The organism is Paenibacillus sp. FSL F4-0097 (genome assembly GCF_038593125.1).
Lineage (GTDB): Bacteria > Bacillota > Bacilli > Paenibacillales > Paenibacillaceae > Paenibacillus_AQ > Paenibacillus_AQ odorifer.
The window spans coordinates 6,786,671-6,807,071 of sequence record NZ_CP151965.1; the positions used below are offsets into that span (position 1 = coordinate 6,786,671).

Genomic DNA, 20,401 nt, shown 5'->3' on the forward strand with positions numbered 1-20,401 from the left:
TCGTTATCTTAATAGTCATTAACAGTTGGAGTCATGGTCAGCGAGAGGTCTAAATTACCGTTCCGGGTACGAATCGCATCCAAAAATTCCTTCTGGTTCACAGCCTCACCCAGCGTTACAGCGTAGACCAGCTCATATAAACTGCCAAGCTCAGTTGTTCTAATCTTTTTAAGCTCGTACCCAACATTATATTTATTGAATACTTCAGCGAAGGCTTCCTCATATCCCAGACTCTCCGGGATGGTTACCTTTAATGTTTTTTGCGACGTTGTTCTTACGCCAAAGTTAGTCCGGTTAAGGATAAACATAAGGGCACATAGGATAAGGGTGAACAAAACTGCATATCCAAAGGAACCCACTCCGCAGGCAAGTCCAGAAGCCATGGTGAACAAAACAAATGTGATATCCTTCGGATCGCCCGGCGCACTTCTAAAGCGAATGATGGAGAACGCCCCGGCAAGACTGAAAGCTCTGGCAACATTACTGCCGATAAGCAAAATGATGATTGCCACAATTACGGGCAGCAGTACCATCGTCAGTGTGAAGCTTTGCGAATAGCCGCTGGCATTCGTCTTCATATAGGTGTAGCTAATGATTCCGCCAAGAACAATAGCTATAAAAATAGTTAGCAGTGCGTTGGTAAACGTTAACTCTGTACTAGTTGCTACGGTAAATAATGAATCAAGCATAGAGGGCACTCTCCCGTTCTGTTTTACTGTTCTTCAGCATTTTTTTATATTCGTTGCCGTACTTAGAGAAGCTTGTACGGTACATTTGATGCTCTGAGAGCATTCTGGCCAGCCAGACCGGAATCGTGTTCTCAGCCTTTACTTCCATAAGCCACTGCCCCGGCTCCAGCAAGGGTTCGCCATGAACACCCTGCTCCATCTTCAGATCGTACCGGCGGCTGCGAATATTTGTATCGAATGTAATTCTTAGATCGCGATTGTTTTTACAGAACAACGCTTTTCGGTCATAAGACAGATACACCTTGGGCTGCAAATCATAGCGTGTCAGAAAATATTTGATCTCTTCAATCACCTGTTTATTCATGTAATCCTTGAATTCCGGTTCCATACCGGTGGCGACAAAATCATAAGCCTCGTTTAATTTAAGCGACGTTCTTCTTTTATTAACAAGACCAAATACCTTCTTCTTGATTTCCAGATACACCTTCGTATCTTGATTTGGAACACCGTAAGCTCTTAAACGAAGCTTCTCTTTGTACTTGGGCTTCGCAAGACTGTTACGAATCAGGGTGTTGTGCTCCGTGTCATAATATAAGTTGGTTATGGAGTAAAACTCATGTTGCTTGTTGAAATCGTCCAGTTCCATGTATTCAAGCAATTGGTTATAAAATTTATAGTAGGCTTCGTTGTCCAACAAATATTTGTTCTCATAACGGTTGAATACCTCAATCGCCATATGTGATCAATCCTTTCTGTTTATCGTTGTCTCGTGTGCTTATGAATGTATCTTAGATCCCAAACCTTTAATGAATCTTAAATGGTTTTACAAATTATTGATTATCTTTTACATTCCCTTAACACAGGTGTACATCGTAACTGCGGTGTATGTTGGACTTCCGGCCGCTGTTGTCTCTCTTCATTAAGGTTCAATAAAGGTAATACTGATATAATGACCTCAATAACAAATACTGGTTCTATGTAGGGGATGGCAAAACCATGAGAATATTAATAGTAGAAGACGAGCTTCATCTCGCTGAAGCCTTAACTCAAATATTAAAAAAACATAATTATTCGGTGGATGCAGTCCATGACGGCAGGTCGGGTCTGGATTATGCACTGAGTGGAATCTATGATTTGCTGCTGCTCGACATTATGCTGCCTGAGATGGATGGGGTTAGCGTCCTCAAGATGCTGCGAAAAAAGGGGATACCCACTCCCGTTATCCTGCTTACTGCAAAGGGTGAGATTACAGATATGGTCACTGGGCTGGACTATGGGGCTGACGATTATATCGCCAAACCTTTTTCCTCAGAGATCTTATTGGCAAGAATAAGGGCTGTACTAAGACGTAAAGGCGAGGTGATACCGGATGATGCTTTAAAGTTCGGGGATATTGAACTGAATACATCCAATCTGAAGCTTACCGTGGGTGGCAAAGAGATCAAGCTCAATCTAAAGGAATGTGAACTATTGGAGCTTCTTATCTTGAGGAAACAAGCCGTAACCTCCAAAGAACAAATTATTGAGAAGCTGTGGGGCTTCGATTCTGATGCTGAGCACAATAATGTAGAGGTGTATATTTCTTTTTTGAGAAAAAAACTGACCTTCTTAAATTCGACCGTACGTATTAGTACGATCAGAAACGTAGGGTATGTATTAGAGGTGACGACCTAATGTTCACGAAGCTCAGAAATCGGTTTCTTATTGTTAACTTAGTCACTATCTCGGTGATCATGCTGGTGGCCTTCATCTCGATTTATGTAATTACGTACCAAGATGTCCAAAACAATATTCAGATGGATCTTCACAGAATCATGGAAAACTACAAGTCTCCCGGTGGTGATACAGGACGAATGGGCTCAACTAAGGGAAGTTCCCAGTTACCCCATGCTGATAATAAACGTATGGATAACGGGACTCCACCTCCTGAACGGTCAGTCTCATTTATGCTGAAGATAGATACAGCGTCGAACCTCATAGGGAAAGATTCCAAATTTACTATGGACGATGAATTTTATAATACGGCTCTGCAAGAAGCGCTAAGTGCCGGTAAAGATACCGGAAGGTTCACCTTGGATAGCAGCAAATGGATCTTCAACATCCAGCATACGAGTGATGGGGCGATGCTTGTATTTCTGGACATCACTGCAGAGCAAAAAATCCTCACCAATTTAATCTATACCTTCTCTGTAGTTGGTTCGGTGATGCTGATTATCTTGTACTTCGCTAGCCGCTTTTTTGCTAATCGTTCAATTGCGCCGGTAAAGGAGGCTTTTGAGAAACAGAAACAATTTATTGCGGATGCTTCCCATGAGTTAAAGACGCCGTTGACCATTATTAACACCAATGCGGATGTTCTCCTGTCCAACAGTGATGACACCATTCACAATCAGTCCAAGTGGCTGCACTATATCAAATCGGAAACAGAGAGAATGACCAGCCTGACCAATGATCTGCTGTACCTGACCGAGATGGACGATTCCAGATCGAGAATGATTTATTCGAAATTCAATCTGAGCGACGTGGTTGAAAATATCATTTTAACGATGGAAGCTGTAATCTTTGAGAAGCATATCTCCCTTGAATATGACATCGAGCCTGATCTGACAGTGCTAGGCAATAGTGAACAGATCAAACAAGTGATTATGATCCTCTTGGACAATGCTGTAAAATATTCGAACCCTAAAGGCTCAGTCACCTTATCCCTTAAAAAACAGCATAATGACATGGTGTTAGCAGTCACTAATACGGGGGAGGGCATTGCACCGGAGCACTTAGCGAGCATCTTTGACCGATTCTACCGTACAAATGCCTCCCGGGCGCGTAAACAAGGGGGATATGGCCTAGGACTGGCGATTGCCAAATCCATTGTTGAACAGCATAAAGGAAAAATTTATGCCAAAAGTTTCGTCGGCGAGTCCACCACGTTTTACGTACATCTTTCATAACTACAAATAAAAAAGACTCAAACCCTGTTATCACTAAGGTTTGAGTCTTTTTATTTATTTTACACTTCGCCCCAATAAATTTCGGTCTTATAATCAAAAAACACTTGCCCACTCTGGTTATTTCGTTCAAATATATTCCGCAGCTCAGTCATCATATTCTCATAGCTTGGATCTCCGGGGACCGGAGTGTAGGAAGACGATCGAAGCCGCCCGCTTAAGCCCTCCAAATCAAACACCTGCTGATTGCTAAAATGCGCTACTTGCATCTGTCCTTTTTTGAAAAAGGAACTAAGGATCTCAGGGGTAATGTTCTTATGATTAACTTGAGTGTAGTTCGTCCCGAAGGTCTGCAGCAGCTGCTCATATTCCTCCAGAAATGGGGTACCGTAAGTGAGTCGGGAATTCCATATCAGAACCACTTTTCCGCCAGGTTTTAGAATCCGCTTGAATTCCAATTGCGTTGCGTCCCTGTCAAACCAGTGAAACGCTTGGGCGCATACGATAAAGTCCATCGACTGGTCAGATAATTCTGTATGTTCAGCAGACCCCGGCGATACAGAGAAATGGTTATCCTTTGCGAACTTCTCTTCCGCAGCTCTACGCATTTCCGGATTGGGTTCAACGGCAGTCACACAACTCCCGCGCTCCAGAAGTAATGCTGAGAATATTCCTGTTCCTGCACCAATATCAGCAATATCACAATTGGGTTGGAGCCCAATAGTATTGTACAAATAATTAATGGCTTCTCCAGGATAGCTCGGCCGATATTTCACATACGAATCTACCCGATTAGAAAATATTTCTTTGCTATTCATCCTTCGTCTCCTCCTAGGCGCTCAGGTTCATATTCACTTAATTTACCTTGGTAAACCAATCTCAGCCGATCACTTTGGCGAAAATCATCCGGAGTAACGAGTGCAGGCAGCTTATTCCATAACTTAATACCCGACCGCTCTAGAATTTCCGCTACAAATTGCGAACAAAAATAAGAGTTGCTGAATTCGACAGGCTCCTTCAGGGCAATGCCAATTACGCCGAGAATATTATAGAGATACTTTTGACGGCTTCGGATAAAGACTTGCAAGACCCGCTCCATTTTCTCCACTTCGCGGGCTGTAACTTGAAGTTCATATAGGACACATGTTGTATTTGGATATTTGCTGAACGTACCTGTCTTAATATCCTCCTTCACAAACCCTCCATTCAGGGGGTTGCTCGGATGCTTCCTGCCAAAGCTATACAGCTCGGAAAGCTCTCGATTAAAGGAGATCGAGGCATGATTATAGGGTGCTTTTGTATAGCCTTGAATGAGCTTCGTAAAAAGCGTCCCGGTATTCGTCAGTAATATAAAGACCGATGGATCTGCTGCCATTTACAATTTTCCCCTTATCAAGTTTGAACGTTTCCTTCATAATAACATATGAACCCATTAATGGAATCTACTCTAGGACAAGTTGGTGATCAGTTATCGACCGCTCTTTATTAACTATAATTCTTATCTTTGCGGCCCTATCGGCCATTCACTTGATGTATGTAGTTATAGGGAAGCTACAGCCAAATAAAGATTATACGGGCATTGGCTTTCGCATCAAGACGTGGTGGGGAATGCTTTTTATCTTTTGCCTAGCTACCCTATTTAATCCCGTCGTCTCTCTTCTTTCTCTCATGGTGCTCTGCTTCTTTGCACTGAAGGAGTATTTCTCCATGATGAAATCACGAAAATCCGACCGCAGGCTATTTCTGTGGGCGTACTTATCCATTCCGTTACAGTTCTACTGGATTTATATCGAGTGGTACGGAATGTTTATTGTCTTCATCCCAGTTTATGTATTCTTGCTCCTACCACTGCCCAGAATGATTAATAAAGGCACGGTTGGTTTTATGCGTAGTGTCAGCTCCACGCAATGGGGGCTAATGCTGATGGTATTCGGGCTTAGTCACTTGGCCTACTTTCAATTTGCTACACCGGAGTATGGAGCCGGGCTTGTACTTTTTCTAGTAGTGCTAACGCAGCTCAATGATGTGGTCCACTATCTGGCATCACTTTATGTAGGGAAGCGTAAAATAGTTCCCACCGCCAATCCGTATTTGACTTGGGAGGGTTTCGCTTTCGCATTTGTCATCACGACAGGAGTTTCCTATCTAATCTATCCCTACCTGACGCCGCTCAACCCAATCTTCGGGTTACTGTCAGGCATGTTGGTCAGCTTGAGCGGCTTCTTTGGCAGTTTAACGGTTTCCGTGTTAAAGCGGGATCTGCTAATCGGCGATGGCGATAAATTCGTGGCTTTGAAGCAAAGCCATTTAAGCCGGATCGATAGCTTGACCTACACTTCACCGGTCTTTTTTCATGTCATTCGTTATTTTTTCGACTTCATGTAAATTATCTGATTGTGAGCTTGAATCAGCCCTTCCATGAATGATTATGCAGTATCTTCATCATCTGTTCTTGATGGCTGGCGAACTGCTTATATCGATGTCCGTTGGCGCCCGAGGGGTGGGGAAATCCCCATAAGCAGCGTTGTTTATCTAGCTCACCTGCGGACACAAGGAGTTGAAGTATACTTTCCACTGTTTTTCCTAAGGGAATAATTAAGGCCCGGCTCAGTATGTTCAGCTCCTCACGCAAGGAAGATAATGCCTGCGCCCTGAGGAATGAATTTGAAAGTAGCTTGGGCTGGGTCCCACTATAATTTTTCTTATCCACGAACACAGGAAAACGCAATAAAGAGCTGGTGTGCAGGATCGTCTGCTGCTGCTGAAATAGTTCTTCACAAGAGGTTAGGTTCAAGTGTTGATGCAGTTTAAGTGTATCTAACATATGAATTAACGTGTTCCGCATGGAGCCTGCGAATCTCGCCGCTTCCTTCGCTGTCCTACATACCTCTTCATCTGATAAACCAGCTTCCAGACCTATGATCGCTTCTTGTATCGCTATGCCCATTTGTGTGAACCCGGGCGTTAACCCTATAATGATCATCTTAGCAGAAGGATTAATGTATTCATTATGGGGGGCATAATACATTTCCACCTTGCCATTACGCTCCATTAGAAGCTTATCCACCTGCAGATCCTCTTTAGTTAGCACTGTACCCTTCGGGAGTGAGAGGATCGCCGATTTATACTGATGCAGATAGTTAGAGAGGAGCATATCATCTGCCTCACAGGTCTCTATTTGTTATCGAACCACTCACCAGACGGCCTTCGTACCAGACAGCTTGGCGCTGCGCTCTTCGGGCTACTGCTTCTGCCGAACAGCTGGCATGCAACAGCACAAAGCTAGCAGTGTCGCCAACCTTTGGCCATACCTGCTCGCCTTTTGGATCAAGGGGTGTTAATCCTCCTGTTATAAATCCGAGGGATTGAGATAATGCCAATTCATCGTTGCAGCCGTACAACTCCGCGTAACGTCCTGCCTTTTCCAATTGATCTCCATTACCAAAAGGGGACCAGTGATCGGTAAGGCTATCTGTTGCCAGCTTCACTTTTACCCCTTGGCTATGCAGCATCGGAAGTGGCATCATCATTCTTCCAATAGGCACTGTGGATGCAATAGTCATACCCAGTGATGCCATCCGTTTAGCTACCTCTTCTGCCTCTTGCTGCTGAGCTCCTGCGAACCAGAACGCATGACTGACCGTGACCTTTCCTTGCAAGCCAGCTTCTTCCGTCAGATCAGCTAACCGCGTCAGTGTTTTCTTTCCCGCTTCTTTTCCATCATGTAAATGAATATCAATGCCGGCATTACTCATCACTGCTAGTTCCACCATCGTCTGAAGTGACTTCTCGATATCTCCATCCACCGTATAAGGATCTACTCCGCCTACAAAGGTTGCCCCCTCTGCCAGAGATTGTTTTACCAGTTGCACAGAATCCGAGCGCAGCAGGCCATGCTGGGGAAACGCCACAATTTCAGCTGAAATTGTGCCCGCGAATGTATTTAATGCTTGTACAGTTGCCTCTAATCGCTGCAAACCGCTGACAGGCTCAATATTGCAATGGCTACGCACATGTGTGGCACCAAACCCCTGAATAAGCGTCAGGATGCTCTCTGCTTGTTGTCTCGCCATGGGCAGCAGCTTAGGCAATAATACCTTCTCTTCCTCAATCCGTTCGAAAACACTGGACGCAGGCTTTACCGCTCTCCATGGTCCACCGTAATACGTTTTATCTAAATGGATATGTGCTTCTTCGAAAGAAGGCAACATCAACAACTCTTTACAGTCATATTTCGGGAGCTGGCTCTGAAGCTCTATGTCTGCTCCAACAACTTCTGATATCTTATCCCCGTCAATGCGGAGATGACAAATCTTCGTATTCGTACCCGCTACTTGCCCATCCTCAATAACATAACCTTGTTCTAATCTTATATTGGTTAACCAGTAAGAAGCATTCAACATGCTACCCCATCCTTTTCTCAACAATTTATATAGGTACGGACCGCTTTACTCTAAATGTTACCATAGCCCTTGCCATATAAAAAATGATTGAGAAATTTCAATAGCTACAGATCAATCTGCCCCCGATGTTTGACTCTGGATCTAGCTTCTCTACTATGACTAACTTCCTTGTTCAGCAGTTCATCCATCCGAAGACACTTCAGACCCTTTTTATCCATTTCTTTTAAGACTTCTTCTAATCCAGTGATCATATTCAAGGGCGCTTCTTCATCTGCCCACGGTGTATCTCCGCTGTCGTGTAGAACAATGATTGAGCCTGGTTTTATTTTTTTTATTAAGGCATCCTTTAATTGTTCTGCACTCAGTGAAGCTTTCCAATCTCCGACCATGACAGACCACAATACGATTCGATAAGATTCTCTTAGCAAAAAGAAATCCCCTAAATTAAGAAGCCCCCAAGGTGGGCGGTAAAAGATAGGCCGCTCTCCTGTAATTCGCTCAACAATGTCTGCTGTGCGATCTACTTGCTTCCGTCTATTGGTCCAGGGGAAGTGGATCCAGTTGGGTGTATGAGTATAATTATGAATGCCGATTTGGTGTCCTTCTCTGTGCATACGCTCGATCAATTCCGGATATTGCTTTGCCTTTTTGCCTAATACGAAGAAGGTCGCCTTTATGCCATGCTCTTTTAATAGATCTAGAAGTTCAGGTGTATAACAAGGATCCGGACCGTCATCGAACGTAAAGGCAATTTCCTTCTCTGCACCTACGTCCGAGTGAACCCCCCATCCCAATATTCGGGTAAGTGCAAAAGGAACGATCATATAAAGAACAATCACATCCACTGCTAAAATTATGAAGGCCCACATTAGGAAGCCGCCTCTGTCTTACGCGGGGCAAACCGCGCTTTCAAGGACTGCTTACTAAGCACAAGCATCATGGGAGATAACTTCTCTGTGCTGTCCTCTACACGATGTTTCCCTTCCGGATGCAGCATGCGCAGTAAGAAACGAAGGTATATCCCGAACCAGTGCCGCTGCCATTTGGACTTGATGGGGCGCTGCTCAAAACCTATTCCATGAATAATCCCCCGGTGAAGCAGCGTAATCCCGGTTAGCGCATTTACTTTGCTTAGTTCCGGATTGCTGTCTAGATCACGACTGATCTCCTTCATAGCCTCGCGAAGCATGCGTGCCGTACGAATTCCGGCCCGATCTGCGCCAAGCGTACGTGTCAGCTGCACGATCTGGCGATTGTCCAAATGAAGCTCACCCACCCAATCTCCCGGAAGTATCCGTTGCCCATCTTGGCAGACCAAAATTTCTCCGTGATATTTCAACACTACCAATTTACATATCCCGTATCTACGCACGGACTGACTACGAAATTTGGTGATGACAGCAAATACGTTCTCCCACATCATCCAAAGGGATTGTGAGAATAATTTTATAAATGGAACTGAGGTTATCATCATTTTTCCTTCTTTCCTGTTTGAGTTTATCTTCTAGCAAAATCCTTCACTAAACGCCGCGTATACCTGCCGATCATCTTTACCAGACTGTTTCCGAGATAAGCACCTATCCATAGAGACACTGCACCTAACAACATGAAGAAAAGTGAGATGTTGAATGTTTTATTTTCAATCCCAAATAGCGTTATAGAGGATACATCTAATAAATACAGGATAGGTGACAACAGGAGAATAATAGGGGTCAAGTAAAAAAGAGTGGCACAAATGAGACTGACCATGCCGATGCCAAGTTGCAACATCAACCCTATAATCGCTCTCCAGTTATGATTATCCTGCAACTCCATCTTCACCTTTTCCCACAAGCTGCCTTCTTCGTGAGATCGGGTTGGTAGCGTGCGAACGGAGATATCGGTATAGACTTTAGTTCGAATTCGCTCATACTGTAAAAAAGTCTCGGTAGAACGCAAAACATAATAGAGGATCGGAATCCCCACTAAGGTGAAGGACATCGCAACTCCAAAGGTAATACCCACCAAATAAAAACAAAAGTAAAATAGCCCTGTGGCAAAAGTAATTAATAAGAAACAGAAATTTCTCACATGTTTCCGGATCATTTGATTCATGCTTTTCTCTCCCTCTCTGCAATAAAAAATTGTTCATATCTAAGCAACTCTTATGCTAGTGCTTTTGGTGTAAAATCGACCAGTGCCATAATGTCATATGACAAAAAAACACCCTACTGCCCACTCCCACAAGGGAAAGCAAACAATAAGGTGTTTCTCAATTTTAACTGATTTAGATTTAGTCAGCGTTAATCCGAAATGCCAAAAGCCTTCTCGACTGCCTCCTCACGGTTTCGTACCCCGAGCTTAGCATAGATGGTGGATGCGTAATTTCTCACCGTTCCATCAGACAGATATAGTTTAGCGGCAATAGATTTATAACGCATTCCCTTCGAGAGGCATTCTAGAATCTCCAGCTCACGCGAGGTCAGCCCATATTCATTATTCTTCTCCGTCGGCGGCGCCTCTGAAGCTGGATGCATCTCATAGTGATCAATTAATACATTCGTAATATCGGGTGTAATCATCTTTACGCCCCGATGTACGAGACGTATTCCTTCGAACAGCTCCTGCGGCTCGGTAGACTTTAACAAGTAACCATCTGCCCCATTTTGCAGTGCCTCGACTGCCATATCTGCTTCTTGAAAAGTAGTCAGGATCAACACTCGTACCCCTGGCCACTTTTGCTTAATAAGCTTAGTCGCTTCTGCACCGTCCATGCCTGGCATATTTAAGTCCATCAGCACCACGTGAGGTTGTTCCTGCTCGCAGAGGCTTATTGCTTGTTCACCATTCTCAGCTAACCCAATAATCGCAAAATCCGGCTCCTGCTCTAGAATAATTCGCAGACTATCGCGGATATAGGGTTGATCATCCACCAGCAATAAACGAACCGTTTCCTCCTGTATCTCTTCAAGCCTTGGTAAACTGCAGGTCACTAAGGTTCCTTCCCCTGGCTTAGAGTAGAAATACACCTGTCCTTGCAAGTTGGAGGCACGCTCCTTCATCGCATTGACACCAAATCCTGCTTTTAAATCTTCAGTGCCTAATCCATTATCCTGCACATCCAGCCGAATCAACTTCTCTTCATAATGTAAGCTGATAACAATTTCAGTGGCGTGACCATGACGTGCAGCGTTGGTTATCGACTCCTGCAAACATCTGTATAGTGCCATTTGGGCCTGCTTAGATACTGTATACGGCTCTCCGAATGTTCTTAAGCGAATCTTAACCTTGGAGAAGGTCTGGAAGTCATCCACTAATTTCTGTAGGGACTGCATAAGCGTCAATGCATCCTCCGAAGCGCCCACATGGTGCAAATATCGCCGAACATCATCCAAGCCATTGCGGGTTAGCTTTAACAAGGCATCTATTTTGTGCTCTCCTTCAGAGGTGTTCACCTCCGAACGTAAAGTCTCTAGCCCCATAATAATTGAAGTATAAGAATGCCCCACCGTATCATGCAGATCTTTGGATAAACGATCTCGTTCTTCCAGAAGTGTCATACGTTCAACTTGCGAGATATACTGCTCTAAAACAGCATTTTGCTCCTTAATAATTCTACCCTGCTTGTGATTCACCACTAGTAAATGAAAAGCGAACCCAAGCGTATACACTAAACCCATGTTAAAAATCATTGATACAGCATCCATTTGTTGTGACAATCTAGATAACATAATTGGAATCAAAATGACCGTGATCGGAGCTGTCCAACGATAGGACTTCTCTGCACTATTGCTGGCAATCATAAAAGCGATAGGCAGAAAAGTTACGTACGATTCAGGAAACAAAGCAGCCAAATATAAGCAAAGTCCACCCGAAAAGAGGATCTCCGCCATCAGATAATACTTGTAGTGCAGCTGCAAACAAAACCAAGGCACAGAAAAAGAGACCACGCCCCAAACAAACGCGATCCAGAACGGAATCGTAAAATCCTCCGAAAGATAACACATGGTGACCAAAAAAGAAGTAGAAAAACAAATCCGAAACAGGAGGACGAGCCAATCGTACCAGAACCACTGTTTGACCAGATTAAACAAGACATTTCCCCCTATATACTCTGCTGACTTAATCTTTATTATAGTGTAACCCCTTAAGGACTCACTAGTTACAAAAAGTCATGAGTTGAGATGACATTTTTACTAATGGTGTAATTAGTGTAATTGATCATTCAATGTCCCTCTGAATAAGCAGCTTTTTAAAGCAAAGCCCAGACTGTATGATAGTACATATTATTTGTCCATAAAATTGTAGTAGACCAATCAAACCAATAGGTCCGTAAATTTTATAACGTATGACCAGTATCGGGGGAATAATAACTATGTTAGCCGCACTACTTCATGGCATTGCACTAGCCTTTGGATTAATTCTTCCACTTGGCGCACAAAATGTCTTTGTATTTAACCAAGGGGCCTCGCAGCCACATTTTAAAAAAGCCATTCCCGTTATTGTTACAGCCGCTTTATGCGATACCCTGCATATTTTATTAGCCGTATTAGGTGTTTCAGTCCTTGTGTTTGCCATCCCCGTTCTGCAGACCGCTTTATTTGCTGTAGGACTTTTATTTCTTTTGTATATGGGATGGTCTATCTGGAAAAGTACACCGGCATCGTCAGCGCAAGACGCAACCCCTTTATCCTCCAAAAAACAAATCCTGTTCGCGCTGTCCGTTTCTTTATTAAATCCACATGCGATTTTGGATACTATTGGCGTTATCGGCACTAGCTCGCTTAGTTACACAGGTGTAGACAAAGTTGTATTTGCTGGCGCGACTATCCTAGTGTCATGGATTTGGTTCTTTGGGCTGGCTGTAGCCGGAAAAACCGTAGGACAAATCGACTCAAGTGGCAAAATCATGCGGATCATTAATAAGATCTCCGCGATCATTATCTGGACCGTTGCTGCTTATATTGCCTTCAAGCTTTTTTAAATGGAGGGAAAAGAATGCCGTACACGAATTTGCCGTATAATTATGTCCAATTTACACCATAATGTACTAGAATTTTGACTTACGGCGCAGAATGAGGTACATTACAATTTGGACGAACAATTAACAAACCAAAATACTATAATGTTCGCATTTAGAGGTGTAAATTATGAAAGAAGTATTCGATTATGAAGATATTCAATTAATTCCTGCAAAATGTATCGTAAACAGCCGTTCGGAGTGTGATACATCAGTCACCCTCGGTGGGCATAAATTTAGATTGCCGGTGGTACCTGCCAACATGCAAACCATCATTGATGAGAAGATCGCTATCTCCTTGGCGCAAAATGGCTATTTCTACATTATGCATCGTTTTGAACCGGAGAAACGTACGTCTTTCATCAAAGACATGCACTCCCGTGAATTAATCGCATCCATCAGCGTCGGAGTTAAAGAAGAAGAGTATGATTTCGTCGAACAATTATCCAAAGAACAGCTGGTTCCGGAATTCATTACAATTGACATTGCACATGGCCATTCCGAAGCAGTCATTCGGATGATCAAACATATTAAACAATACCTGCCTGCTAGTTTTGTTATTGCAGGAAATGTAGGAACACCTGAAGGCGTTAGAGAATTAGAAAACGCTGGGGCTGATGCTACTAAAGTTGGGATTGGACCAGGGAAGGTATGTATCACTAAGATCAAAACTGGATTCGGTACAGGCGGCTGGCAGTTAGCTGCGCTACGCTTGTGTGCCAAGGCTGCAAGCAAGCCTATTATTGCCGATGGAGGCATTCGCACACACGGTGATATTGCTAAATCCGTACGATTTGGCGCTTCTATGGTCATGATTGGTTCACTATTTGCTGGTCATGAAGAATCTCCGGGTGAAACCATCGAAATCGCTGGGAAGCTCTATAAAGAATACTTTGGCTCCGCTTCAGAATACCAAAAAGGTGAAAAGAAGAACGTCGAAGGTAAGAAAATTGCGGTTGAGCATAAGGGGGCTTTAGCAGAAACCCTAAGAGAAATGGAGCAGGATCTTCAATCCTCCATCTCTTATGCAGGTGGCAATAAATTAGAGGCTATCCGTAATGTGGATTACGTTATCGTTAAGAACTCCATTTTTAATGGAGATAAAGTCTATTAATTGAATACACAGGTGGGCAGGATGACTTAGGTCAATCTTGCTCACCTTTTTTTATGAGAACGAGTTCCGCTGGCCTACTTTGGGGTAATGGTAAGAATAAACTTCTATTAGATCACAATAGAGAGGATTATCCTTATGCGGCAAGCTATGATTATTATTAACCCCTCATCCGGTAAAGAGGAAGCCAGCCAATATGTCAGATACGCAACAAGAGTCCTAAGTGACAAAGACTACTCCGTTACGATCAACGAGACGGCAAAAGAACTAGACGCCACTCGTTATTCCATCACTGCTTGTGAGGAAGGTTATGACCTGGTTGTCTCTATCGGCGGGGATGGCACGCTTCACGAGACCATTAATGGTCTTATCGATCAGGAACACCACCCAATATTAGGTGTGGTTCCTTTAGGAACGGCTAATGATTTCGCCCGTGCATTACAAATTCCACTGAATCCCGAAATAGCCATTCAAACCCTTGCCTCCTCTAACCTAAAAAACGTAGATATCGGTCGCTTAAATGACCGCCTATTCGGCAACGTTGTTGCTGTAGGTTCAATTGCCGGATCATTATCCTCTGTATCCTCCGAAGATAAAACCAAACTCGGCTCATTGGCATACTTGAAAGAAGGTCTTAAACAACTTACAAGCCCTACAGCCCACCCCCTTGTCATTCACCATGATGAACAAATATGGCAAGGAGACTCCTTACTCTTTCTCGCCGTATTAACCAACTCAGTCGGCGGGTTCGAGAATCTAATACCGGATGCTGCGGTTGACGACGGTCTGCTTCATTGTTTTATTATTTTGGACCTCAGTATATTCAATACCATTACAGCCAGTATATCTTTACTGCTGGGTACCCTCAAAGATCATAAAGACGTTGTCTATTTCACAGCCCACAATGTAAGTGTAAGCTCTCCAGAAACCGTAAGAACCAATGTAGATGGCGAAGAAGGTCCAACTTTGCCTATTACACTAAGTGTTCTCCCTCGTCATATCCAAGTCATTGTGCCAGAAGTGGACTAACAAACAAAAAGCAGTCCGGAACTCAAAAAGTTCCAGACTGCTGCCCTTAATTTATGGACGCCCCGATCCATATCTTCCTACTAATCAAATGACTAAGAAGTTATTTCTATTCCACTACAATAAATTTTTTGCCTAATAACCACATTCCGCCGCTAATCCCCAAGAAATAAATAGGCATCGTCAGTAATGAACCATTATGAAGAGCGCTCATTCCCCACGTCGCCAAGCTAACAAGCAAATAATAGCCCAAGCTAAATATTGCGCCTGCTGTTCCTACAACATCCTGAAATTGAACAAGAGCAAGACTTAGACAATTAGGTAAAGCAATCCCTGCACCCATTAATAGGACAAACAGCGCTATTAGAATACATACGATCACTATCATATCCGGCAGCGAGTCAAGACTGCTTGCGATTGTTAATAGCAAGGCTCCGCCCGCCATTACTAGACAGCCGATATGAATTATTTTTTCTGGGGCATAGAGGATTAATAACCTTTTGGAGATCATTGCTCCTACAATCGACGCCAAAGCCACAATAATGCCGAGAAAACCATAGACTCCTGGCGAAATCTGAAAGTGTTCAATAAATATAAAAGGGGCTTCAGCATAATAGCTGAACAAGATTCCGTTGATGCCTCCAATCAGTAATCCAAACACCAATACACGTGGCAATGCGAGCATTTTTTTGACTATAGGCAGAATAGCCACCTTTTTTCTCATGGAAACATCAGTGGTTTCTGGCAGCTTCCAAAAAGCATACATAAATAACAACACACTCATCATCACTAATGTAAAGAAAACCGCTCGAAAACCAAAAGCTTGATCCACCCATCCGCCAATTAACGGACCTACTGCGGGAGTAAAAGCAATGACCGCCGAGATTTGGGCAAACATAACATGCCGTTTATTCCCGGAGACACTCTCACGAAGAATGGTTTGGGTAATAATCGAACCTGTTGCTGCTCCAAACGCTTGTATAAACCGGCTGACTAACAGCAGATGAATGGATTCTGAGTAAAAACACATCAGGCTTCCCATACCGTATACAAGAAGTCCAGCCAGCATGGAAGATCTCCGCCCGATGAAGTCAGACAACCAACCCCAGCTAAAAACACCTAAAGCAAATCCAATAAAATATATACTTAACGTTAACTGTACAGAACTATTGGTGGCCCCAAGTGCTACTGCGATATCCGGTAACGATGGGGTGTAAATCGTCTCACTAATTTGCGGAAAAGCCACAAGAACAATCATTAAAAGTAACGATGGTGCTGCATATTTTTTCATCTTATTTTCGCCCTCCTACAAGCTTATATCCTCGAACAACTACAAGAATATGAGCCTAGCTAGGGAAATGGGGGCATCATTATGGCAAGACGACTATAGATCATCATGTCAGAAAATCACCTTTCATTGTTATGCTTTCATTGTTATATAGGAGGGCTTACCCGAAAGATATCGGGCAAAGATTTGAGTTTCAATTATTCAACCAAAACATCATTATACACGGTAATAGAAAAGCTCTCAAACGAATCGCTTCGCCTGAGAGCTTATTTAGGTTAGGAATTTTGTTCTGATAATCCATGTATAGTTACGCCAACAGCGCTGGATTTCTTTTTGTCCTGAGAAGCATGTAGCTTTACCATCACAAATCTTGCAAACGGCTGTATTAATATACTTTCAGCGAACAGTGCAATTAGGAAATTTCTTGGCCAATTGGCTAAGAAGTGATTAAACGTTTGAGAACTCAACCCGTTTCCGATAATGTCTCCAATAAACGTCATACAAAATGACATCCCTAGTACGGTGAACAAGATACGGAATAGGATTTTGGCGTTGAAGCTATCTGTGGGTTGTGTGAATGTAGCTGTCAGCTTTTCGGCAATACGGCCAATAACAACAGGCTCAATAATCATGACAATTACCCAAATGATCGGAAACACCTTAAGAATCGTTAAGGCAACCTCACCATTAAATTCTCCAACCCCTAAAATGATATTTATTGAAGACATAAACAGTACCGTCAGTGTACAAATGATTGCACCATATAATGCCCCCTCCTTACCGTTTCTTGGTAATCTTGCTTCTTGATTCATGATGTTCTTCCTTTCAATATTGTCGGTAATAGTTTGGCGATAGTTTTTAAGGGAGTTGTAGATTTTTGCGTTATGCACAACATCATCGCCCCTTCAATCGAAGCCGTCATCCACAAAGCCATATCGGAGGCTGATTCCTGCGAATAACCTTCAGTTACAAGCTTATCGCAGTAAATTCGTTCCATGTTCTCATAGAGCAAGCTACATGCCTGGCGAACAGGTTCACTCACCGTAGCCATTTCACTGACAATACTGCTAAAGGTATATCCGGTAATCGTGCCCTCAGTTTCTAAGTTGTGAACTAACTTGTCAATCATGGATTGTGTAGCTTCTAACGTCGATGAATGCTTTTTAAAAATATCCTCAATATCTATCGTAATTGCTTCATTTAAGCCCTTTAAACAAGCAATTAATAGTTCTTCTTTTCCATTTGGAAAATGATGATAAAGCGCTCCTTTGGTCACATTACAGGCTTTTAAAATTTCACTCACGCCTACATTTTTATATCCTTTTTGCTGAAAAAGAAGTGTCGCCGTCTCAATCATTAGCGATTTTGTATCCACAATAACGTACTCCCCCTAACATACCAACCGGTCTGTTTGTTATTATAACAATATAAAAAAGAATAATGTAAGTCTTTTTTGCTTTTTTTTTCAAAAAATATTTCATTATTTTCATTTATAACAGCAAAAAAAGCTTAGAAAATTGTGTCGAAAGTGGAATTGTTGCAGTATCACTTGGATTAATGATATCATTCTGAGGAAACTTATCTTACTTTAAATATGAAGGAGGAATACCCGGTGAAAAAGAGATCGCTAAAATATCTATCTTTTGGTATTGGGTATTCTACTGCTGTTTTTTTCTAGAATTAATTATTGATAGGATAGGTCTGTCAAAAATTAAAAGAAACTAAAAAACAGCGGAGATATATAACTTAGATATCGGTATGTATCTTCTATTTAAAGGAGAATTCACAAAATGAACTTAAATAATAATGTTATTACAAGATATAATCCAGAGAATATTGCTAAACCGGTTGGTAACTATAGTCATGTAACAAAAATAAGTAGAAATGCTGAAATGTATGTATTTTCTGGCCAAATTGGAATCGATCAAAACAATCATATCCCTACAGATTTTAACCAACAGGTAACAAATACGATGAGTAATATTGTTGAAGTCCTTTCTTCTCAAAGGCTAACACCTGATAATGTAATCAAAATCAACATTTGGGCTACGGAAGAAATCGATTGGAACCATTTCTATGAAATTTGGAATAAAGTATTCGGCATGACACCTCCTTCAATGACAATTGCTTATATTAAAGGATTAGGGTTACCTGAATTAAAAATTGAGTTAGATGTATGGGCTGCTGGTTAAACCCTAAATCAAGAGGGAGTAATTTAATTTTCTGTACACCAAACGAGCCTTAGAAGCGATTCTAAAGGCTCGTTTTTCTAACTACCCCTTTATACCAAAAAGGGCTCAGTTTCCTGAGCCCTCAAATACTTACCCTACTATGTTTTTATATCTGAAGAATTGTCCCAACATTCCACGTTCTCCAAACCCTCTATGCTATCTTTATAAAAGACAGGGTCCTTGCCTGCACGCTTCTGGCGCTTATAATCCTGTAGGGCGGCAAAGGCCACCTTAGATAATAGAAGAATAGCGATCAAATTCACGATGACCATGAAGCCCATAAATAAATCAGCCAAATCCCATACCAATTGAACCTTAGCTACGGAGCCAAAAATAATCATCGCCAAGACGCTGTATCTATAGAATAGTAATACTTTTTTATTGGAGTTCAAGAATTCTATATTGGTCTCACCATAATAATAATTTCCGATTAACGTACTGAAAGCAAACAACAAAATCATGATCGCTAGGGATCCAGAGGCCCACGAACCAATATGTTCGCTTAATGCCGCTTGTGTCAGCTTAATTCCATCCAGCCCTGGCTGTTTATACGCATCAGATAACAAGATAATAAAAGCAGTACTCGAACAAATAAGTAACGTGTCTGTAAGTACACCCAGCGCTTGCATCAGCCCTTGTTTCACCGGATGACTAGTTGTTGCAGTTGCCGCAGCATTTGGAGCACTACCCATCCCCGCTTCGTTGGAGAATAGTCCTCTTTTCACCCCTTGCAGAATGACTGCCCCAAAAGATCCCCCCGCGATTTGTTCAAATCCAAAAGCACTTTTCACAATAAGCGCCAGAATCGCCGGTATTTCCGTAATATTAATTAACATAATAATAACAGCGGCCCCAATATAGATCCCTGCCATTACCACTACAATATATTCGGACATTCTAGCAATACGTTTAACCCCACCAAAGATAACAGCCGCAAAAGCAGCAGCGACTACAAGTCCAAGAATCACCCGATTAGTGCCAAATGAATTCTCAAAGGCCACTGTAATCGTATTGGATTGAACTGCATTAAATACAAGACCAAAGGATAACGTGATCAAAACCGCAAATACCGCGCCCATCCAACGTTTTTTCAGGCCTTGCTCCATATAATAGGCGGGACCACCACGAAATCCAGTCTTGTCCTTCACTTTATACACCTGTGCCAGAGTACTTTCAATAAATCCGGACGCTGATCCAATAATAGCTATGACCCACATCCAAAAAACAGCTCCTGGTCCACCTATTGCGATAGCAATTGCGATCCCTGTAATATTCCCTGTCCCAACCCTTGCTGCCATACTGATACAGAAAGCCTGAAACGACGAAATGGAATCTTTTGACCTTTCATTGGACTCTTTAAGGACCCTAAACATTTCTTTAAACATGCCAAACTGAACAAACTTCGATCGAATGGTGAAATAAATTCCACAAACAATAAGCAGAACCACCAAAATTTTCGACCAAAGAAAGTCATTTGTTGCGCTAATCATACTGTCTAACATTTGTTGCATGTGAATCCGCCTCTCCATTGTGTCGATACCCAGTTGCTGAACCTTAAGTTACATAGTATTTTCAAATATAACAGCCCTTATTTCAAAAGCCAACAAAAAAAATTAGCCAGCGACACCATACCTTACACCGGTGTGAGAGCTATTTCTCCATCTTCATCTGAGTACACAAGCTCCTTTAGATTCATCTAGGTATTATAA

Annotated in this window: 21 protein-coding genes; 7 read left to right on the forward strand and 14 right to left on the reverse strand. The window is 42.5% G+C overall.

The window, feature by feature from the left end:
* Positions 1-8 precede the first annotated feature (8 nt).
* Positions 9-689 carry a DUF4956 domain-containing protein gene (locus MHH86_RS30440; RefSeq protein ID WP_036682284.1) on the reverse strand — a complete coding sequence of 227 codons (681 nt, stop codon included), beginning with the start codon at positions 687-689 and terminating at the stop codon, positions 9-11.
* Entirely contained in the window at positions 682-1,425 is a 744-nt protein-coding gene (locus MHH86_RS30445; RefSeq protein WP_036682286.1) for a polyphosphate polymerase domain-containing protein, read from the reverse strand. The genes MHH86_RS30440 and MHH86_RS30445 overlap by 8 nt, the downstream gene beginning before the upstream one ends.
* A gap of 260 nt (positions 1,426-1,685) precedes the next feature.
* Here MHH86_RS30445 and MHH86_RS30450 point away from each other — a divergent pair, with 260 nt between their 5' ends.
* Both MHH86_RS30450 and MHH86_RS30455 read left to right on the forward strand, forming a co-directional pair.
* The gene (locus MHH86_RS30450; RefSeq protein WP_036682288.1) at positions 1,686-2,363 is read left to right on the forward strand and encodes a response regulator transcription factor; all 678 of its coding nucleotides are present in this window, start codon (positions 1,686-1,688) and stop codon (positions 2,361-2,363) included.
* On the forward strand, positions 2,363-3,637 hold the full coding sequence (locus tag MHH86_RS30455; RefSeq protein ID WP_036682290.1) for a HAMP domain-containing sensor histidine kinase: 1,275 nt from the start codon (positions 2,363-2,365) through the stop codon (positions 3,635-3,637). Before MHH86_RS30450 ends, MHH86_RS30455 begins: the two co-directional genes overlap by 1 nt.
* Before the next feature lie 59 nt (positions 3,638-3,696).
* On the opposite strand, the gene MHH86_RS30460 is transcribed toward MHH86_RS30455, so the two are convergent.
* Together MHH86_RS30460 and MHH86_RS30465 are read right to left on the reverse strand one after the other, a co-directional pair.
* A complete protein-coding gene (locus MHH86_RS30460; protein ID WP_076140608.1) occupies positions 3,697-4,452 on the reverse strand; it encodes a class I SAM-dependent methyltransferase in 756 nt (251 codons plus the stop codon).
* Positions 4,449-5,009, reverse strand: a complete 561-nt coding sequence (locus tag MHH86_RS30465; protein WP_036682293.1) for a hypothetical protein — start codon at positions 5,007-5,009, stop codon at positions 4,449-4,451. Before MHH86_RS30465 ends, MHH86_RS30460 begins: the two co-directional genes overlap by 4 nt.
* A 95-nt stretch (positions 5,010-5,104) precedes the next feature.
* On the opposite strand from MHH86_RS30465, the gene MHH86_RS30470 reads away from it, so the two are divergent.
* On the forward strand, positions 5,105-6,019 hold the full coding sequence (locus MHH86_RS30470; RefSeq protein ID WP_036682294.1) for a phosphatidate cytidylyltransferase: 915 nt from the start codon (positions 5,105-5,107) through the stop codon (positions 6,017-6,019).
* Between the two features lie 22 nt (positions 6,020-6,041).
* Here the strand turns inward: MHH86_RS30470 and MHH86_RS30475 are convergent, their stop codons facing one another.
* From MHH86_RS30475 to MHH86_RS30500, 6 genes are all read right to left on the reverse strand, one after another.
* The gene (locus tag MHH86_RS30475; RefSeq protein WP_235219470.1) at positions 6,042-6,701 is read right to left on the reverse strand and encodes a uracil-DNA glycosylase family protein; all 660 of its coding nucleotides are present in this window, start codon (positions 6,699-6,701) and stop codon (positions 6,042-6,044) included.
* 97 nt (positions 6,702-6,798) lie between these two features.
* A complete protein-coding gene (locus tag MHH86_RS30480) occupies positions 6,799-8,037 on the reverse strand; it encodes an amidohydrolase (protein WP_036682298.1) in 1,239 nt (412 codons plus the stop codon).
* A 104-nt stretch (positions 8,038-8,141) separates the two neighbouring features.
* Positions 8,142-8,906, reverse strand: coding sequence for a polysaccharide deacetylase family protein (locus MHH86_RS30485; protein WP_052097389.1), 765 nt, complete (start codon positions 8,904-8,906; stop codon positions 8,142-8,144).
* Positions 8,906-9,511, reverse strand: coding sequence for a hypothetical protein (locus MHH86_RS30490; protein ID WP_036682300.1), 606 nt, complete (start codon positions 9,509-9,511; stop codon positions 8,906-8,908). The genes MHH86_RS30485 and MHH86_RS30490 overlap by 1 nt, the downstream gene beginning before the upstream one ends.
* A 23-nt stretch (positions 9,512-9,534) precedes the next feature.
* Entirely contained in the window at positions 9,535-10,131 is a 597-nt protein-coding gene (locus MHH86_RS30495; RefSeq protein ID WP_036682302.1) for a sensor domain-containing protein, read from the reverse strand.
* Positions 10,132-10,319: 188 nt separating this feature from the next.
* Positions 10,320-12,110: a hybrid sensor histidine kinase/response regulator transcription factor gene (locus MHH86_RS30500; protein WP_076140606.1), complete on the reverse strand. Its 1,791-nt coding sequence runs from the start codon at positions 12,108-12,110 to the stop codon at positions 10,320-10,322.
* A 281-nt stretch (positions 12,111-12,391) separates the two neighbouring features.
* Here MHH86_RS30500 and MHH86_RS30505 point away from each other — a divergent pair, with 281 nt between their 5' ends.
* The 3 genes from MHH86_RS30505 to MHH86_RS30515 all read left to right on the forward strand — a co-directional run bounded on the left by MHH86_RS30505 (position 12,392) and on the right by MHH86_RS30515 (position 15,176).
* Complete coding sequence (locus tag MHH86_RS30505) at positions 12,392-13,000, forward strand: LysE/ArgO family amino acid transporter (protein ID WP_342479574.1); 609 nt, start codon at positions 12,392-12,394, stop codon at positions 12,998-13,000.
* 166 nt (positions 13,001-13,166) lie between these two features.
* Positions 13,167-14,150, forward strand: a complete 984-nt coding sequence (gene guaC, locus MHH86_RS30510; RefSeq protein ID WP_036682307.1) for a GMP reductase — start codon at positions 13,167-13,169, stop codon at positions 14,148-14,150.
* A gap of 135 nt (positions 14,151-14,285) precedes the next feature.
* Complete coding sequence (locus MHH86_RS30515) at positions 14,286-15,176, forward strand: diacylglycerol kinase family protein (RefSeq protein WP_036682309.1); 891 nt, start codon at positions 14,286-14,288, stop codon at positions 15,174-15,176.
* A gap of 106 nt (positions 15,177-15,282) precedes the next feature.
* Here the strand turns inward: MHH86_RS30515 and MHH86_RS30520 are convergent, their stop codons facing one another.
* The 3 genes from MHH86_RS30520 to MHH86_RS30530 form a co-directional block, all read right to left on the reverse strand.
* A complete protein-coding gene (locus MHH86_RS30520) occupies positions 15,283-16,464 on the reverse strand; it encodes a multidrug effflux MFS transporter (protein WP_342479575.1) in 1,182 nt (393 codons plus the stop codon).
* A 272-nt stretch (positions 16,465-16,736) separates the two neighbouring features.
* On the reverse strand, positions 16,737-17,273 hold the full coding sequence (locus tag MHH86_RS30525; protein WP_036682312.1) for a DUF2798 domain-containing protein: 537 nt from the start codon (positions 17,271-17,273) through the stop codon (positions 16,737-16,739).
* Entirely contained in the window at positions 17,270-17,836 is a 567-nt protein-coding gene (locus MHH86_RS30530) for a TetR/AcrR family transcriptional regulator (RefSeq protein ID WP_076222395.1), read from the reverse strand. Before MHH86_RS30530 ends, MHH86_RS30525 begins: the two co-directional genes overlap by 4 nt.
* Positions 17,837-18,251: 415 nt before the next feature.
* Here MHH86_RS30530 and MHH86_RS30535 point away from each other — a divergent pair, with 415 nt between their 5' ends.
* Entirely contained in the window at positions 18,252-18,653 is a 402-nt protein-coding gene (locus MHH86_RS30535; RefSeq protein ID WP_036682315.1) for a RidA family protein, read from the forward strand.
* 137 nt (positions 18,654-18,790) lie between these two features.
* On the opposite strand, the gene MHH86_RS30540 is transcribed toward MHH86_RS30535, so the two are convergent.
* On the reverse strand, positions 18,791-20,203 hold the full coding sequence (locus tag MHH86_RS30540; RefSeq protein WP_036682317.1) for an alanine/glycine:cation symporter family protein: 1,413 nt from the start codon (positions 20,201-20,203) through the stop codon (positions 18,791-18,793).
* Between the last annotated feature and the right edge of the window lie 198 nt (positions 20,204-20,401).

What these genes read in the sequence shown, in the direction of transcription:
- MHH86_RS30540 (WP_036682317.1), bottom strand. Translation starts at nt 20,203, where the DNA reads ATGCAACAAATGTTAGACAGTATGATTAGCGCAACAAATGACTTTCTT.
- guaC (WP_036682307.1), top strand. Translation starts at nt 13,167, where the DNA reads ATGAAAGAAGTATTCGATTATGAAGATATTCAATTAATTCCTGCAAAA.
- MHH86_RS30485 (WP_052097389.1), bottom strand. Translation starts at nt 8,906, where the DNA reads ATGTGGGCCTTCATAATTTTAGCAGTGGATGTGATTGTTCTTTATATG.
- MHH86_RS30490 (WP_036682300.1), bottom strand. Translation starts at nt 9,511, where the DNA reads ATGATGATAACCTCAGTTCCATTTATAAAATTATTCTCACAATCCCTT.
- MHH86_RS30455 (WP_036682290.1), top strand. Translation starts at nt 2,363, where the DNA reads ATGTTCACGAAGCTCAGAAATCGGTTTCTTATTGTTAACTTAGTCACT.
- MHH86_RS30515 (WP_036682309.1), top strand. Translation starts at nt 14,286, where the DNA reads ATGCGGCAAGCTATGATTATTATTAACCCCTCATCCGGTAAAGAGGAA.
- MHH86_RS30440 (WP_036682284.1), bottom strand. Translation starts at nt 689, where the DNA reads ATGCTTGATTCATTATTTACCGTAGCAACTAGTACAGAGTTAACGTTT.
- MHH86_RS30465 (WP_036682293.1), bottom strand. Translation starts at nt 5,009, where the DNA reads ATGGCAGCAGATCCATCGGTCTTTATATTACTGACGAATACCGGGACG.
- MHH86_RS30535 (WP_036682315.1), top strand. Translation starts at nt 18,252, where the DNA reads ATGAACTTAAATAATAATGTTATTACAAGATATAATCCAGAGAATATT.
- MHH86_RS30480 (WP_036682298.1), bottom strand. Translation starts at nt 8,037, where the DNA reads ATGTTGAATGCTTCTTACTGGTTAACCAATATAAGATTAGAACAAGGT.
- MHH86_RS30495 (WP_036682302.1), bottom strand. Translation starts at nt 10,131, where the DNA reads ATGAATCAAATGATCCGGAAACATGTGAGAAATTTCTGTTTCTTATTA.
- MHH86_RS30525 (WP_036682312.1), bottom strand. Translation starts at nt 17,273, where the DNA reads ATGAATCAAGAAGCAAGATTACCAAGAAACGGTAAGGAGGGGGCATTA.
- MHH86_RS30460 (WP_076140608.1), bottom strand. Translation starts at nt 4,452, where the DNA reads ATGAATAGCAAAGAAATATTTTCTAATCGGGTAGATTCGTATGTGAAA.
- MHH86_RS30445 (WP_036682286.1), bottom strand. Translation starts at nt 1,425, where the DNA reads ATGGCGATTGAGGTATTCAACCGTTATGAGAACAAATATTTGTTGGAC.
- MHH86_RS30450 (WP_036682288.1), top strand. Translation starts at nt 1,686, where the DNA reads ATGAGAATATTAATAGTAGAAGACGAGCTTCATCTCGCTGAAGCCTTA.
- MHH86_RS30505 (WP_342479574.1), top strand. Translation starts at nt 12,392, where the DNA reads ATGTTAGCCGCACTACTTCATGGCATTGCACTAGCCTTTGGATTAATT.
- MHH86_RS30520 (WP_342479575.1), bottom strand. Translation starts at nt 16,464, where the DNA reads ATGAAAAAATATGCAGCACCATCGTTACTTTTAATGATTGTTCTTGTG.